We start from the raw sequence: 14519 nt of genomic DNA, 5'->3' as shown, positions 1-14519 counted from the left end.
GCGTATTCGTTTTCGGAGCGCTATCGAATTGTGGTGGCCAATGCCCCGATGGCTTCGGGGTCGCAGTTCCGGTACGCCGCGTAGTACGCGGACATCCACTCGCGGCCGGGCGGGGCGGCGGGCCGGTCGTCGAGCAGCCAGCCCGCGGCGATCCGGTACGCGTCGAAGAAGTCCTGACCGCGACACGTCATCTGGCGGGGCAGGACCAGGTACGACGCCATCAGCTCGCGTTCGGCCTCGGGATCCGCGAGCCGACCGGTGAGGGTGATCGGGTGCTGGTAGGTGTTCAGGCCCGCGTCCGCCGGGCTGCCGCTTCCGGTGCGCAGTTCGGTCGGAGCGCCGGGAATTCCGTCGAGCTTGCGCAGCATCGGCTGCGTCAAGGCGGCGACCTCGGCCAGCGCGGGCTCCTGGTACTTCGGGACGCACACCTTCGGCGTGCTGGTCGTGCACACCGGTTGGGCGCCCGCCGGGTCGATGGCCACGTGCTTGTCGTACGACAACCCGGAGAAGTGCGCCGACACGGCGATGACCAGCCCTGCGGGCAGCAGGGCGAGCCATCGTCGCCGCGCCGCCGCGGCGATGAGCAGCGCGCCCGCGATGGCGCTGAACAACACGGCCTGCAACGCGCTCGAGAAAGCGGTGAACATGCTGGAATTCGCGATGTCGTTCGGGCCGAGTGCCACGCCGATCGCCGACGACCAGCTGGGGATCTCGACGTAGACGATCAGGGTGAACGTCAGCAGCGGCGTCGCCACGGTGATCAGCGGCCACCGCACCGACCGGCCCAGCAACGTGCCGAAGGCCACCATCGCACCGAAGATCGGCACGTTCGCCAGCATCGTCAGGAGCCACCGACCGCTCGTCGGCGCGGCGGTCGGGATGACGAAGAACGCCGCGATCGCGAGCGCGATCACCATGCCGAGCACCGAGATCAGGGTCAGCGCCAGCCAGGGCACGAGCAGGGGCTGCCACACCGGCCGCGTCGTGGTGGCCAGCAGTTCCGCGGTGCCTCGGCGGTGCTCCCGGTTCGCCGCCCACGCACCGGCGGCGGCCATCAGCGGGCCCACGTAGAGCACGCTGAACCGCAGTGCCGTGGTGAGCGCGTTCCAGTTGCCCGCCCACCACGGCTGCAGGAACACCAGCACGGTGAAACCGGCCGCCACCACCAGCGCGAACGGTGCGCCCTTGCGCAGCTCGCGATGCAGCGCCCGGATCATGCCGCGCTCTTCCGGTTCGCGCGCAGCACCGGCGGTCGAGGAGTGCTGATCGGCATCATTTCCAGGCCCTTTCTGGGTGTGCGGCAGCGGCACTCGACCGCGCGTGGTCCGGGTGCGCCGTGCCGTTGTGCGGTCAGGCGTTCGCGGTGGCTGGGAGCAGCAAGCGCATCGCCTCGCCGTCGCAGTTCGCCTTGGCCGCGAAGTAGGCGGCGATCCATTCGCGGTCGGGGGCTCGTCCACCGAGGAGCTGCCGTGCTCGCGGGATGTCGCCGAGCAGCCAGTGCTGGGCGGCGTCCGCGGCGGCCACGTACTCGCCGCGCACTGTTGGCGTGCAGTCGGCGTAGTGCCGTCCATCCGGTTCCAGGGACAGCAGCAGGTACGCCAGCGACACGCGTTCGCCCTGCGGATCCAGCAGTCGCCCGGTCAACGTCACGTCGAGGCCAGGATCCGTTTCGCGGGAGAAGTGCACTGCCGTCGGAGCCGAGGCGATTCCATCGAGCCGTGCCAGCATCGGCTGCACCAGACCAGCGAGCTCCTGGAGCACGTGCTCCTGGTAGCGCGGTACGCAGACAGTTGGGCCGGTCGTGGTGCACACCTGCTGGGCGGCCGCCGGGTCGTCGCGCATGTGCTCGTCGTAGGACATCGAGGCCAGCTGCACCGACATCGCGATGGCCAGCGCCATCGGCGGCAGGGCGAGCCACCGCCGACGCGCCGCGCCGATGGCGAGGAGAGCCACCGCGATGGCGGCGTACCACCCGGCTTGCAGCGCGCTGGACAGGCCGGTGAACGTCGCGTAGTCGCTCGCCGGGCCGGCGTTCATCGTCAGGGACACCGGGGCGGACCAGCCTCGCCGCGAGGCGAGGAGGATGCCCAGGAACGTCAGCACCGGGGTCAGCGCGACGATCAACCGCCACCGCACCAACCGGCCCAACGCCATCCCGAACGCGACCAGCGCCCCGTAAGCAGGAACGCAGAGGAACAGCTCGGGGATCCACAGCTCGCCGCTCGCGGTGATCGGGTGCACGAAGATCGCTGCGACTGCGCAGGCCAGCACCAGCCCGATCAGCGCGGCCGCGGTGAGCGCCGCCCAAGCCGCCACGTACGGCTGCCAAGCCGGCCGTGGTGCGGTGGCCAGCAGATCGCCGGTGCCGCGGCGCAGTTCCCGGCCTGCGGTCCACGCACCGGCCGTCGCCATCAGCGGGCCCGCGTAGAGCATGCCGAACCGCATGGACTGGGCGACGGCGTTCCAGTTGAGCGCTCCCCACGGCTGCACGAACAGCAGCGTGGTGAGCACGGCGAAGACGACCAGCGACAGCAGCACCGCGGCGCGGAACTCCCGGCGCAGTGCCCGGATCACGCCGCGCTCTTCCGGTTCGCGCGCAGGACCGCGTGGTAGCTCTCCTCCAGGTTCCCGCTGCCCAGCTCATCCGGTGCGCCCCGGAAGACCGGCCGCCCCGACTCCAGGACCCACAGCTGGTCGCAGGCGCTGGCGTCGCCCATCACGTGCGTGCTCAGCACCACGCAGCGGGTTTCGCCGAGTTCGCGGAGGAGTTCGCGGAGCTCCACCTGCTGCTCGGGATCCAGCCCGGCGGTCGGTTCGTCGAGCAGCAGCAGTTCCGGGTCGTTGACGATGGCCTGCGCGATGCCGACCCGCCTGCGCATGCCGCCGGAGAGCTTCTTGAGCTTCTCGTCGGCGCGGTCGGCCAGCCCGACGCGGGTCAGCGCCCGGTCCACCGCGAGCGGCAGTTCGGCGGCCGGGACCTCCTTCAACCAGGCGAAGTGCTCGACGAACTCGCGCGCGGTGAACCGCGGGTAGTAGCCGAACTCCTGCGGCAGGTACCCGATCCGGCGGCGGATCTCGCGCAGGTCGGTGCGGCCCAGCAGCCGGATCGAGCCGCTGGTCGGCGCGACCAGCGTGGCCAGCGCCCGCAGCAGCGTCGACTTCCCCGCGCCGTTGGGGCCGAGCAGGCCGAGCACGCCGTCGTCGAGGTCGGCGCTGATCCCGGTCAGCGCGGTCCGGCGGCCGAATCGGATGGTCAGGTCGCGGATCTCGGTGGGGGGCAAGTCAACTCCCGAAGTTCGAGTGCAGTCGGGTGCGGCGCAGGTAGAGCACGGCGGCGGAGGCAGCCATCAGCGCGGACCACAGCAGCGGCAGCGGCCGGTCGACCAGCACCGGGACCTGTTCGTTGAACAGCGGTCCGCCGACGAGCACCCACCAGGTCGCGGTCACCGCGACCGCGACGATCTCCAGCCGGAACAGCGAACCGAGCGCCAGCGTGAGCGCGGTCAGCCCCAGGCAGGGCAGCAGCCAGGTCGTGACCGACGCGCGCCCGGTGATCGCGCCGACCAGCGCGGCCGCCGGGACGGTCGTGAGCAGGACGGACATGGTGCGCCAGAGGACCAGCCGCAACCCGCCGAACGGCGTGACCGCGGTGATCTCGTAGGCCGGGTCGCCGAACTGCCCGAAGCACAGCGCGACGCCGAGCACCGGCAGGACCGGCGCGAACAGCAGCAACGCGGAGCCGTGCTGCGACCACCAGCTCTCTTCGGGGGTGATCTGGTCGAGCCCGATGGCGCAAGCCAGCACCACGAGCACGGCGAACAGCCACGCGCCGCGCACGGCGGGCGCGGAGTTGAGCAGCATCCGGATCCGCCGCCACCGGCTGGGCCGGGGCCATTGCGGCGGCAGCGTGACGAGCGAGGCCCGCACCTGCTCCAGCAGCGGATCGCCCGCCGCCGCCTCGTTGATCAGCTGCCGGCACGGAGCGCAGCCGAGCGCGTGGTCCTCGATCGCGTCGGCTTCGGCGGCCTGGCCGGCGGCGTAGGCACGCAGGGTGGACGCGGGGAAGTGCTCGTGCGTCATGCGAGTGCCTCCTTCAGCATGCGGCGGGCTTTGCGCATTCGGGTCTTGACCGTGCCTTCGGGTATGCCGAGCAGCGCCGACGTCTCCCGGACCGTGCGCCCGTCGAGCGCGGTGGCCTGCAGGACCGCGCGCAGCTCCGGGGACAGCAGCCCGATCGCGGCGGCCAGCTCCGGGGCGAGCGTCCGGTCCATCACCTCGGACTCGGCGGAGTCCGCGACGAGCGCCGACTCGGCCGGTTCGCCGGACGACCGGACGCGGGCGCCGCGGCGGCGGTGCGCGTCGATCAGCCGCCGGGACGCGATGGTCCACAGCCAGGCGGCGGCGTTGCCCTGCGGGTCGAACGACCGCGCTGAGCGCCACGCCAGCAGGAAGCAGTCCTGCAGCACCTCGGCGGCCAGCCCGGGATCGTCGCAGCGGCGCCGCAGCCGCGCCGCGAGCCACCCGGCGTTGCGCTGGTAGAGCGCGTCGAACGCGGCCCGGTCGCCGCGGGCCACGGCCCGCAGCAGCTCCTCGTCGCTCTGTTCCTCCCGCACGTCTGGTCAGACGCAGCAGAACGTGAAACGGTTTTCCGCGCTCATCCGCACCGCCGCCCGGGCGCCTGACCGCCTGGTTCCGCGACCACGACGACGTCGGCGCGCGCCAATCGCCTCGCCGTGCGGTGGTGCCCGCCTGGGAGCGCGCGCAGTCCGCGCCGGGGCGGTGCGGTGGTCCGGCGGCGCGATCTCATCAGCAGCGCGATCACCGCGGCGAGCACGCCGGCGGCGACTACCGGTGTTCGCATGGCAGATCCTCTCCGTTGGGTCCACCGGGTAGTACGCACCTCGCGTTGATCCGGTTTTCGCCGGAACATCTTTCCCGTCACCCGATTCGGCTGGTAAGAAGTAGTCCGATCGGTGAGGATGAACGCGCTGCGTCGATGGGACCAAGGTCCTGTCCGCCATAGGACCCTCGTCCGGGCGATAAAGGGCCCTTGCCTCTGCGGATTTCTCCCCGGCGTGGACAGAGTGGAATCGTGGATCTGCTCGACATCGCCCGATGGCAGTTCGGGATCACGACCGTCTACCACTTCCTGATGGTTCCGCTGACCATCGGGCTCGCGGTGCTGGTCGCCGGGATGCAGACCGCCTGGTACCGCACCGGCAAGTACCGCTACCTCAAGATGACCAAGTTCTGGGGCAAGTTGATGCTGATCAACTTCGCCATGGGCGTGGTCACCGGCATCGTCCAGGAGTTCCAGTTCGGCATGGCCTGGAGCGCCTACTCGCGCTTCGTCGGCGATGTCTTCGGCGCGCCGCTGGCGATGGAGGGCCTGCTCGCGTTCTTCGTCGAGTCGACCTTCCTCGGCCTGTGGATCTTCGGCTGGGACAAGCTCTCCAAGGGCGTGCACCTGGCCTGCGCGTGGGCGTTCTCGCTGGCCACCGTGCTGTCGGCCTACTTCATCCTGGCCGCCAACTCCTGGATGCAGCACCCGGTCGGCGTGGAGCTGGTGGACGGCCGGCCGCGGCTGAACTCGATCTGGGCGGTGCTGGGCAACAACACCGTGCTCGCCGCGTTCCCGCACACCGTCTTCGGCTGCTTCGCGGTCGCCGGGTCGTTCCTGATCGGCATCGCCGCCTGGCAGATCGCCCGCCACCACCGCAAGTCCGCCGTCGACGACGAGGACCGCAAGGCCTGGCACGGCTCGCTGCGGCTGGGCGCCTGGGTCGCGGTGATCGCCTTCGCCGGGCTGGCGATCTCGGGCGACATCCAGGGCAAGCTGATGTTCCAGCAGCAGCCGATGAAGATGGCCTCCGCCGAGGCGCTGTGCCACAGCGAGGCCCCGGCCAGCTTCTCGATCTTCGCGGTCGGCGACGTGGCCCGCCCGGACTGCGAGAACGTCAAGAGCATCACCGTGCCCTACATCCTGTCCTACCTGGCCAACGGCGACTTCACCAGCGAGGTCAAGGGCGTCCAGGCGCTGATCCCGGAGTACCAGGCCAAGTACGGCACGCACTACCCGGACGACCCGCGGCTGGGCCAGTTCGCCGGGCAGCCCATCGACTACACGCCGAACCTGCCGGTGACCTACTGGGGCTTCCGGTTCATGATCGGCTTCGGCGGTCTGGCCGCGCTCGGCGCGGTGGCGGTGCTGTGGCTGACCCGCAAGCAGAAGTTCCCCGAGGGCCGCTGGTGGGCGCCGCTGGCGGTGGCGGCGATCGGGCTGCCGTTCGCGGGCAACATCGCGGGCTGGGTGTTCACCGAGATGGGCCGCCAGCCGTTCGTGGTGGCGCCCAACCCCGATCCCTCCGGCATCGACGGCGTGTGGATGTACACCGCGCAGGCGGTGTCCGCCGGGGTGACGGCGGGCGAGATGCTGACCTCGGTGATCGCGCTGACCGCGCTGTACGGCGTGCTGGCGGTCGTGGAGATCTTCCTGATGGTGCGCTACGTGCGCGGCGGGTTCGACGCGGTGATGCCGCCGAAACCGCCCGAGGGCGAGAAGGCCGACGAAGCCCTGTCCTTCGCGTACTGACGAGCTGAAGAGGACTTGCGATGGATCTGCCCACCTTCTGGTTCTGCGTGATCGCCCTGCTGTGGCTGGGCTACCTGTTCCTGGAGGGCTTCGACTTCGGCGTCGGCATGCTGCTGCCGATCCTCGGCCGCAAGGACGTCGAGCGCCGTGTGCTGATCAACACGATCGGCCCGGTGTGGGACGGCAACGAGGTGTGGCTGATCGTCGCCGGTGGCGCCATGTTCGCGTCCTTCCCCGGCTGGTACGCCTCGCTGTTCAGCACCGCCTACCTGCCGCTGCTGTTGCTGCTGGTGGCGCTGATCGGGCGCGGTGTGGCGTTCGAGTACCGCGGCAAGGTGGACACCCACCGGTGGCGGCGCAACTGGGACCGGGTGATCATCGCCGCGTCCTGGATCTCGCCGCTGGTGGTGGGGCTGGTGCTGTCGGCCAACGTCTTCGGGCTGCCGCTGGACGAGCACGGCGACCGGGTCGGCGGCTGGTGGACGATCTTCAGCGTGCCGAGCATCGTCGGCGCGCTGGCGGTGTGCGGGTTCTCGCTGCTGCACGGCGCGGTGTTCCTGTCGCTGAAGACCGAGGGCGAGATCCGCGAGCGGGCCCGGCGGTTCGCGCTGCGGATGGGCGTGCCGCTGCTGCTGCCGGTGATCGCGCTGCTGTTCATCGCGCAGTTCACCGAAGGCTCCGAGTGGACGTGGGTGCCGCTGGTGATCGCGCTGGTGGCGGCGCTGGCCGGGCTCGCGCGGCTGTACCGGTGGCGCGACGGGCAGGCGTTCGCGCTGCAGGGCGTGGCGTTGGCGAGCGTGGTGATCACGCTGTTCGGCGCGCTGTGGCCGAACGTGATCCCGTCCACTTTGGACGCCGCGAACTCGCTGTCGATCGCGGACACCGCGTCCAGCCCGTACACGCTGACGGTGATCACCTGGGTCGCGGCCTTCGGAACCCCGGCGGTGCTGATCTACCAGGGCTGGACGTACTGGGTGTTCCGCAAGCGCATCGGCACCAAGCACATCCCGCCGGTGCACGCGCCCTCCGCGTGACACCTCCCGCTGTTCGACGCAATTTCAATGGAAATCAGAGGTCCGATTTCAATTGAAATCGCACGGGGTTCTCGGCGTGCCGGGTGCCGGACACACCGGGGCATGTCGAGCACCGCGAAATCACCGATCCCCTCGACACTGTGGGGCGGAGGTAGCAGGACGGAGTGGTGAGGAGCGAGTGATGGGTCCGCTGGGTGCGCTGCCGCGGTTGTCGGCGTCGGCTCGCCGGGCGCTCATGGTCGCCGGGCTGCTGTCGGTCGGCAACGCGATCGCGCTGATCGTGCAGGCCTGGGCGTTGGGCAGCGCGCTCGCGGCGGTGGTGACGCACGGCGCCGATCCCGGCGAGATCAGCGACTACCTGATCGTGCTGGCCGGTGCCGTGGTCGCGCGCGCCGTGCTGGGGTGGGCGACCGAGTCGGTATCGGCCCGCGCCGCGGCGGGCGCGAAGGAGGAGCTGCGCGGCCTGCTGCTGGACTCCGCTCTGCGCCGCGGCCCGGAGTGGATCCAGCGGCGCGGGCCCGCCGAGCTGACCGCGCTGGCCACCAAGGGCCTCGACGCGCTCGACGCGTACTTCACCAAGTACCTGCCCGCGCTGGTGACGGCGGCCGTGGTGCCGCCGCTGGTGGGCGCCTGGATCCTGTGGTCCGACTGGGTCTCCGCGCTGGTCATCGTGATCACCGTGCCGCTCATCCCGCTGTTCGCCTGGTTGGTCGGCAAGTACACCGAGCAGCGCACCTCGCGGGCGGCCGACGCCGTCCAGCGGCTGTCCGGGCAGCTGCTGGAGCTGATCCGGGCGCTGCCGGTGCTCACCGCGTTCGGCCGCGCGCGGGCCCAGGGCGAGGTGGTCGGCCGGGTCAGCGACTCGCACCGCCGCACCACGGTCGCCACGCTGCGCGTCGCGTTCCTGTCCGCGCTGGTGCTGGAGCTGCTCTCGTCGCTGTCGGTGGCGATGGTGGCGGTGGGCATCGGCCTGCGCCTGGTCTCCGGCGACTTCGACCTGGCCACCGGCCTGCTGGTGCTGGTCCTGGCCCCGGAGTGCTACCTCCCGCTGCGCGCCGCGGGCGCCGCGCACCACGCCAGCGAGGACGGCGTGGAGGCCGTCCGCCGGGTCGACGAGATCGTCAGCGGCGATGCCGACGACCAGCGCTCACGACCGGATTCCGGCGAACCGCGCGCCGGGGAGCTGCGGATCGCCGGGCTCCGGGTGCGGCGGCGGGACGGGTTCGCGCCGGACGGGCTGAGCTTCACCGCGCGGCCGGGCGAGATCGTGCGGCTGGAGGGCTTCGACGGCATCGGCCCCAGCGGCAGCGGCAAGTCCACGACGATGGCGGTCCTGCTCGGCTTCGCCGAACCGGAGAGCGGCACGATCACCTGCGACGGCGTGGACATCGCGGAATTCGCGCCGGCGGAGTGGCGCCGCCGCATCGCCTGGGTGCCGCAGCGCCCGACCTTCTCCGGCGGCACGGTCGCGGACGAACTGGCCGTCGCCACGGCCGACCAGCCGGACTTGTCGGCGTACGTCGGCGAAGCGCTGGCCGAGGCAGCGGCGGCGCACCTCCGGGACCGCCGCACCGACGAGCTGTCGACGGGGGAGCGGCAACGAGTTGCGGTGGCCCGCGCTCTGCTCCGGCTGCGTGGCGACGCGAGGATCCTGCTGCTCGACGAGCCAACCGCGCACCTCGACACCGCCACGGCGCACCAGATCAACACCGCGATCCGTCGCGCCGCCGACGCCGGTGCGACCGTGGTGCTCGCCAGCCACCGGCCGGACGCCGCCGCGGAGCGCTCCGAGCAGGCGCTCGCGGCCGCCCCGGCCGCTGCCCCCGACCTGCCCGCCGCCCGCGGTCGCCTGCGCGACCTGCTGTCACCGCGCCTGCTCTTCGGCACCGGTCTCGGTGCGCTGTCGCTGCTCTCCGGCCTCGCGCTGGCCGCGACCTCGGCCTGGCTGATCGCCCGCGCTTCGCAACAGCCGCCGATCCTCACGCTGTCGGTCGCGGTCGTCGGCGTGCGCACCTTCGCGCTGTCGCGTGCGGTGCTGCGCTACGTGGAACGGCTGGTCACGCACGACGCGGCGTTCCGGATGTCCGGCCGGATGCGCCGTCGGCTGTGGGACGCGCTGGTCCGGCTCGGGCCGGTGCGCACCGCCGGACTCCGCCGTGGTGAAGGCATCGCCCGTCTCGTCGACGACGTCGACGCGGTCCGCGACTTGGTGCCCAGGGTGATCTTCCCGCCGCTGGTGGCCGTGATCGTGATGATCGTGGCGGTCGTGGTGCAGGCGCTGGTGCTGCCCGAAGCCGGTGCACTGCTCGCCGTCGTGCTCCTCGTGGCGTGCTTCGCGAGCCCCTTCGCCGCTGTGGTGGCGGAGCGGCGCGCGACGACGGCTGTGGCCGAAGGACGGCGGCGGGTGGCCGCCCGTGTCCTGGGGCTGCTCGACGGTGCGGCAGAACTGCTCGCATTCGGCGCGCACACCGGACAGCGCGCCGAACTGGCGGCCGAGGACACGCGGCTCGCCGCGCGAGCCCGGCGCGCAGCCTTCGGCGCGGGTGCGGCCACAGCGGTGATCATCGTGCTCATCGGCATCGCGGTGCTCGGCGGCGCGTGGCTCGGAGCGGCGGCGGTGTCCGAAGGCCGCTTGGCGCCCGAACTGGCGCCGCTGCTCGGGCTCGTGCCGCTAGCGGTGGCCGAGGCCGTCGCGCTGCTGCCTCCGGCCGCGCAGCAGTGGCGTTCGCTGCGAGCCGCTCAGAACCGCCTGGAACCGCTGCTCGCGGTGTCCGACGACGTTCCGGAGCGGAAGGCGCACACGGACGGCGAGATCGAGCTCGCCGGCGTCGACGTGCGCTGGCCGGGCGCTGCCGAACCGGCGCTGCGAGGCGTGGACGTGCGTGTGCCGGTCGGGACGCACGTGGCGATCGTCGGGCCTTCCGGCGGCGGCAAGTCGACGCTCCTGGCGCTGCTGCTGGGATTCCTGAGGGAGGAGAGCGGCGAGGCCCGGGTGCCGCGGCGGATCGGCTGGTGCCCGCAGGAACCGCAGCTCGTGTCGACGACCGTGCGCGAGAACCTGCGGATGGCCGCGCCGCGAGCGAGCGACGACGAACTGATCGCGGCGCTCCGGCTGGCCGGGCTGCCGGACTGGAACGACCGGCTGGACACCGCGGTCAGCAGCACCGCGATGTCCGGTGGCGAAGCGCAGCGCCTGGCGCTGGCCCGCGCGCTGCTGGTCCCGGACGCGGAGCTGGTTCTGCTCGACGAGCCGACGGCGCACCTGGACGTCCCGACCGCTGAAGCGCTCCTGGACCGCCTGACGCACGAGCTGCGCGGGCGCACGCTGGTGCACGTGACGCACCGCTGGTCGGAAGCCGAGCGCGCCGACGTCGTCCTGCGCGTGGAGAACGGCGTGGTCCGCGCGGAAGCCGGGCAGGGCCATGCCGTCGTCGGCTGAGCGGGAACTCCGCTGGCCGGAAGCCGATGTCGCACCGGCCGCCCGCGTCGCGGTAGGAAGTCGGGTCGTGTTCCTCGCGCAGCCCACCGCCTGTGACCTGCGTCGTCAGGAGGCGCCAGCGACCGGTTTGGAGCTATAGCCTCGTGCACGACATGGATTCCTCCCTCGCCCGGCGAATGCTGGCGGCATCGACCGAGATCACCCGCGTGGCGCTGTCCGCGGAAGATCCCGACGCGGTGCTGCCGCTGGTCGTCCGCCGCGCCGCCGAACTGGCCGAGGCCGACCTCGGCGTCGTCACCGTCCGCGCCGACGACGGCCGCCTGACCGTCGAAGCGGCCTACGGCGCGCCGTCCGCGACCGGCCCGCTCGGTGACCCGGTCGGCACCGTCCTGTCCTCCCGGTCGGCCGCGGCGCGCGTCGCCCGCAGCGGTGTCCCGGTCGTCGTCGACGACCTCATCGACGACCCGCTGACGGCCCCGTACGTCCCGGCTGCGCTGCGGGTCTACGGCCCGTTCGCGGTCGCCCCGTTCGGAACCCGCGAACGCCGACTGGGCGCGCTGGCGGTCTACCGCAGGCGCGGCGCGAGCACGTTCACGCGAGTCGCGGTCGACGTGCTGACCTCGTTCGCCGCGCAGGCCGGGCTGGCGCTCGTGCTCGCCGAGGGCTCCACCGCGCGGCAGCGGATCGCGGTGTACCAGGAGCGGGAGCGCATCGCCCGCGATCTGCACGACGTGATCGTGCAGCGGCTCTACGCCACCGGCGTGCAGCTGGAGGTGCTGGAGCGGCGGCTGTCCGGGCAGCTCGCGCCCGCCGACGCCTCCCGGCTGTCGGAGACCATGGAGCAGATAGACCAGGCGATCGCCGAGGTCCGGGCCACCGCCCGCACGCTGCGCTCGGCCGACCCGGAAACCCCCGACCACGCGCCCGCGCTGGACGACTCGATGCGCTCCGAGGTGCAGATCGCCGGTGAGCTGCTGGGCCGCCCGCCGCGGCTGGAGATCGAGGGCGACCTGTCGGACGTGCCGGTCCAGGTCGCCGACCACGCCCGCGCCGCCCTGCGCGAAGCGCTGTCCAATGTGGTCAGACATGCCGGGGCGAAGACGGTGCTGGTCCGGGTCCGCCGCTCGACGGCCGGACTCCTCCTGCAGGTGGTCGACGACGGCTGCGGAATCCCGCGCGACGTGAGCAAGCGAGGCCTGCGGAACCTCGAAGAACGCGCGGTCGCAGCAGGAGGCCGCTGCGTGCTGACCTCGTCCCCGGACAGCGGAACCACGGTCACCTGGGAAGTACCCCTCAACGCGGCCACGTGATTTCGGTTCCGAACTCGTAGTGCGTGGTCAGGCGGCTGGTGCGAGCATCCCTGAGCCACGGTCCCGGGTCCTGCTCAACCGCACCTCAGGGGACCGTGACGCAACCCAGCCACAAGAAACCCCGAAAACGGGAGATCATTCCGAACGCAACCACCACTGTGAATCGCGGAGAGGCGGCTCAGCCCTGGCGGCGGGCGACCCAGGCCGCGGCTTGGGTGCGGCGTTCCATGCCGAGCTTGGCCAGCACCGAGGTCACGTAGTTCTTCACCGTCTTCTCCGCCAGGAACAGCTGTTCGGCGATCTGGCGGTTGGTCAGGCCCTCGCCGATCAGCTCCAGCACCCGGCGCTCTCGCTCGGTCAGCGACGCCAGCTCGTCCTGCTCCGGATTGCTGGACTGGCGCAGCCGGGCCAGCACCCGACCGGTGGTGACCGGGTCCAGCAGCGAACGGCCCGCCGCCACCTCGCGGACCGCGTTGACCAGGTCCTGGCCCCGGACCTGCTTGAGCAGGTAGCCGGAGGCCCCGGCGTTGATCGCCCCGACCAGCGCGGCCTCGTCGTCGAAGGCGGTCAGCACCAGGCAGTACGGCGGTTCGGGCAGCTCGCGGAGCCGTCGGCACAGCTCCAGGCCGTCGCCGTCGGGCAGCCGCATGTCGATGACGGCGACGTCGGGCACGGTCGCCTGCGCGCGCACCAGCGCTTCGCCGACGCCACCGGCCTCGGCGACGATCGTGACGTCCTCCTCGGTGTCCAGCAGGTCGCGCAGACCGCGCCGGACCACCTCATGATCATCGACTAGCAGCACGCTCACCGGCACGACACCCACGCTACGTAGGTACCCGCCGACGGGTGCGCTTAGGGTCGGATCCGGCCCTATTTCTTGATCTTCGCCATGCCCCTGACCGCGTCGGCGGTGTGGTGGGCCTGGGCGGAGACCTTGCGCGCGCGGCGCTTGGCCCGGTAGCCGACGGAGGGCTTGCCGCCGGTGTCCACCGCGGTCAGCAGCAGGCCGCCGAGCAGCCCGAGGTTCTTGAGGAAGTGGACCTGCTGGTTGGCGCGTTCCTGCGGGTCGGAGATCTCCCAGAAGGCGTGCGCGGCCAGCGTCGTCGGCACGACGCTGCCCGCCAGCAGCAGGGCGGACAGCCGCGGGAACTTGCCGAGCGCCAGCATCACGCCCGCCCCGATCTTGACCGCGCCGTCGATGCGCACCAGCGTCTCCGGGTCGGTGGGCACCTGCTCGGGCAGCGAGTCCTTGATCGGTCCGGTGGCCTTCTCCAGCAGCGGGGCCGCCGCTTTGGCGTGGTTCGGCGCGTCGCGCAGCGACCCGATCCCGCCGTAGATGAACACCGCGGCGAGCATCGGTCGGGCCAAACGGCGAATCAGCATCGGGGAACCTCCTCGGTGGTCAGTGCGCCCGACGGTACTCACCACCGTCCGGTTCCGCCTGATCGTCAGCGCTGATCGACGTGGGTGAAGACCTCGTCCCACGCGGCGGCGATCTGCCGCGCGCACAGGTCCGGCGCCACGCCGCCGACGCCGGTGCCCAGCCCGGGCATCGCGATCGACCGCACCACCTGCCGCACCAGCGCGCCGTTCTCCAGCACCGCGCTGGCCCAGAGCCGCAGCACCGCGCGCGCCGCCAGGTAGGGGTGCACGGTGTCGGCCGGCAACAGCTCCCCGGGCTCCCGCATGGTGGGCGCGCTGATCAGCCAGATCGGGTTCGGCGCACCGGTGGGCACCAGCAGCGCCTCGCCGACCGGCAGCTCCCCGCCGTGGTAGGCGAGCACGGCGCTGCGCACCTGCTCCTCCACCTCCGGGAAGGCCCGCGCGTACACGGCGTCGATGCCGCCGCGCATCCAGCCGTAGGAGTTCGCCGGGCTCACCACCGCGTCGACCGTGAGGTCCAGCACCGAACCCCGGTGGACGCTGAGTCCGGCGCGGTCGTCTGCGATCTCCTGCCAGGCTGCGGCCAGCGGCTCGTCCAACGCGCACAGGACGAGCTGCAGCTCCGGCTCCGCTCCCTCCGACGAGCGCCCCGAATCTGCGGTCACGACACACAGCATCGCAGGAAAGCCCGAACAAGTGGCATCGGGTAGGTCACACCTGAGGTGCATTGCGGTTCCGAGGCGCCGCGACCGGTTCGCGAG

Annotated in this window: 13 protein-coding genes; 4 read left to right on the top strand and 9 right to left on the bottom strand. The window is 71.9% G+C overall.

From position 1 onward, the window contains the following. Nucleotides 1-20: 20 nt before the first annotated feature. The 6 genes from ATL45_RS12695 to ATL45_RS38410 all read right to left on the bottom strand — a co-directional run bounded on the left by ATL45_RS12695 (nucleotide 21) and on the right by ATL45_RS38410 (nucleotide 4861). Nucleotides 21-1217 (bottom strand): hypothetical protein, encoded by a 1197-nt coding sequence (locus ATL45_RS12695; protein ID WP_093150404.1) that lies wholly within the window; start codon nucleotides 1215-1217, stop codon nucleotides 21-23. Between the two features lie 133 nt (nucleotides 1218-1350). Further along, on the bottom strand, nucleotides 1351-2574 hold the full coding sequence (locus ATL45_RS12690; protein ID WP_093150401.1) for a hypothetical protein: 1224 nt from the start codon (nucleotides 2572-2574) through the stop codon (nucleotides 1351-1353). Beyond that, entirely contained in the window at nucleotides 2571-3281 is a 711-nt protein-coding gene (locus ATL45_RS12685) for an ABC transporter ATP-binding protein (RefSeq protein WP_211841217.1), read from the bottom strand. Before ATL45_RS12685 ends, ATL45_RS12690 begins: the two co-directional genes overlap by 4 nt. A 1-nt stretch (nucleotide 3282) precedes the next feature. Next, entirely contained in the window at nucleotides 3283-4080 is a 798-nt protein-coding gene (locus ATL45_RS12680) for a hypothetical protein (RefSeq protein WP_093150396.1), read from the bottom strand. Next, on the bottom strand, nucleotides 4077-4613 hold the full coding sequence (locus ATL45_RS12675; RefSeq protein ID WP_211841216.1) for an RNA polymerase sigma factor: 537 nt from the start codon (nucleotides 4611-4613) through the stop codon (nucleotides 4077-4079). The genes ATL45_RS12680 and ATL45_RS12675 overlap by 4 nt, the downstream gene beginning before the upstream one ends. 41 nt (nucleotides 4614-4654) lie before the next feature. Next, nucleotides 4655-4861, bottom strand: a complete 207-nt coding sequence (locus tag ATL45_RS38410) for a hypothetical protein (protein ID WP_143121604.1) — start codon at nucleotides 4859-4861, stop codon at nucleotides 4655-4657. 231 nt (nucleotides 4862-5092) lie between these two features. Here ATL45_RS38410 and ATL45_RS12670 point away from each other — a divergent pair, with 231 nt between their 5' ends. The 4 genes from ATL45_RS12670 (at nucleotide 5093) to ATL45_RS12655 (ending at nucleotide 12375) form a co-directional block, all read left to right on the top strand. Then, nucleotides 5093-6592: a cytochrome ubiquinol oxidase subunit I gene (locus ATL45_RS12670; RefSeq protein WP_093150393.1), complete on the top strand. Its 1500-nt coding sequence runs from the start codon at nucleotides 5093-5095 to the stop codon at nucleotides 6590-6592. A gap of 20 nt (nucleotides 6593-6612) precedes the next feature. Continuing rightward, the gene (cydB, locus tag ATL45_RS12665) at nucleotides 6613-7626 is read left to right on the top strand and encodes a cytochrome d ubiquinol oxidase subunit II (RefSeq protein WP_093150390.1); all 1014 of its coding nucleotides are present in this window, start codon (nucleotides 6613-6615) and stop codon (nucleotides 7624-7626) included. 181 nt (nucleotides 7627-7807) lie between these two features. Next, a complete protein-coding gene (gene cydD / locus ATL45_RS12660; protein ID WP_093150387.1) occupies nucleotides 7808-11065 on the top strand; it encodes a thiol reductant ABC exporter subunit CydD in 3258 nt (1085 codons plus the stop codon). 152 nt (nucleotides 11066-11217) lie between these two features. Next, nucleotides 11218-12375: a GAF domain-containing sensor histidine kinase gene (locus tag ATL45_RS12655; RefSeq protein ID WP_093151434.1), complete on the top strand. Its 1158-nt coding sequence runs from the start codon at nucleotides 11218-11220 to the stop codon at nucleotides 12373-12375. Nucleotides 12376-12553: 178 nt separating this feature from the next. Here ATL45_RS12655 and ATL45_RS12650 read toward each other — a convergent pair whose 3' ends face one another. From ATL45_RS12650 to ATL45_RS12640, 3 genes are all read right to left on the bottom strand, one after another. Beyond that, nucleotides 12554-13189 (bottom strand): response regulator, encoded by a 636-nt coding sequence (locus ATL45_RS12650; protein ID WP_170210226.1) that lies wholly within the window; start codon nucleotides 13187-13189, stop codon nucleotides 12554-12556. 56 nt (nucleotides 13190-13245) lie between these two features. Next, nucleotides 13246-13758, bottom strand: coding sequence for a DoxX family protein (locus tag ATL45_RS12645; protein WP_093150386.1), 513 nt, complete (start codon nucleotides 13756-13758; stop codon nucleotides 13246-13248). Between the two features lie 65 nt (nucleotides 13759-13823). Beyond that, nucleotides 13824-14423, bottom strand: coding sequence for a macro domain-containing protein (locus ATL45_RS12640; protein WP_170210225.1), 600 nt, complete (start codon nucleotides 14421-14423; stop codon nucleotides 13824-13826). Between the last annotated feature and the right edge of the window lie 96 nt (nucleotides 14424-14519).

This window comes from Saccharopolyspora antimicrobica (genome assembly GCF_003635025.1).
GTDB lineage: Bacteria > Actinomycetota > Actinomycetes > Mycobacteriales > Pseudonocardiaceae > Saccharopolyspora > Saccharopolyspora antimicrobica.
The sequence above is the reverse complement of the archived record's forward strand: the minus strand, read 5'-3'. Positions and strand labels throughout refer to the sequence as shown.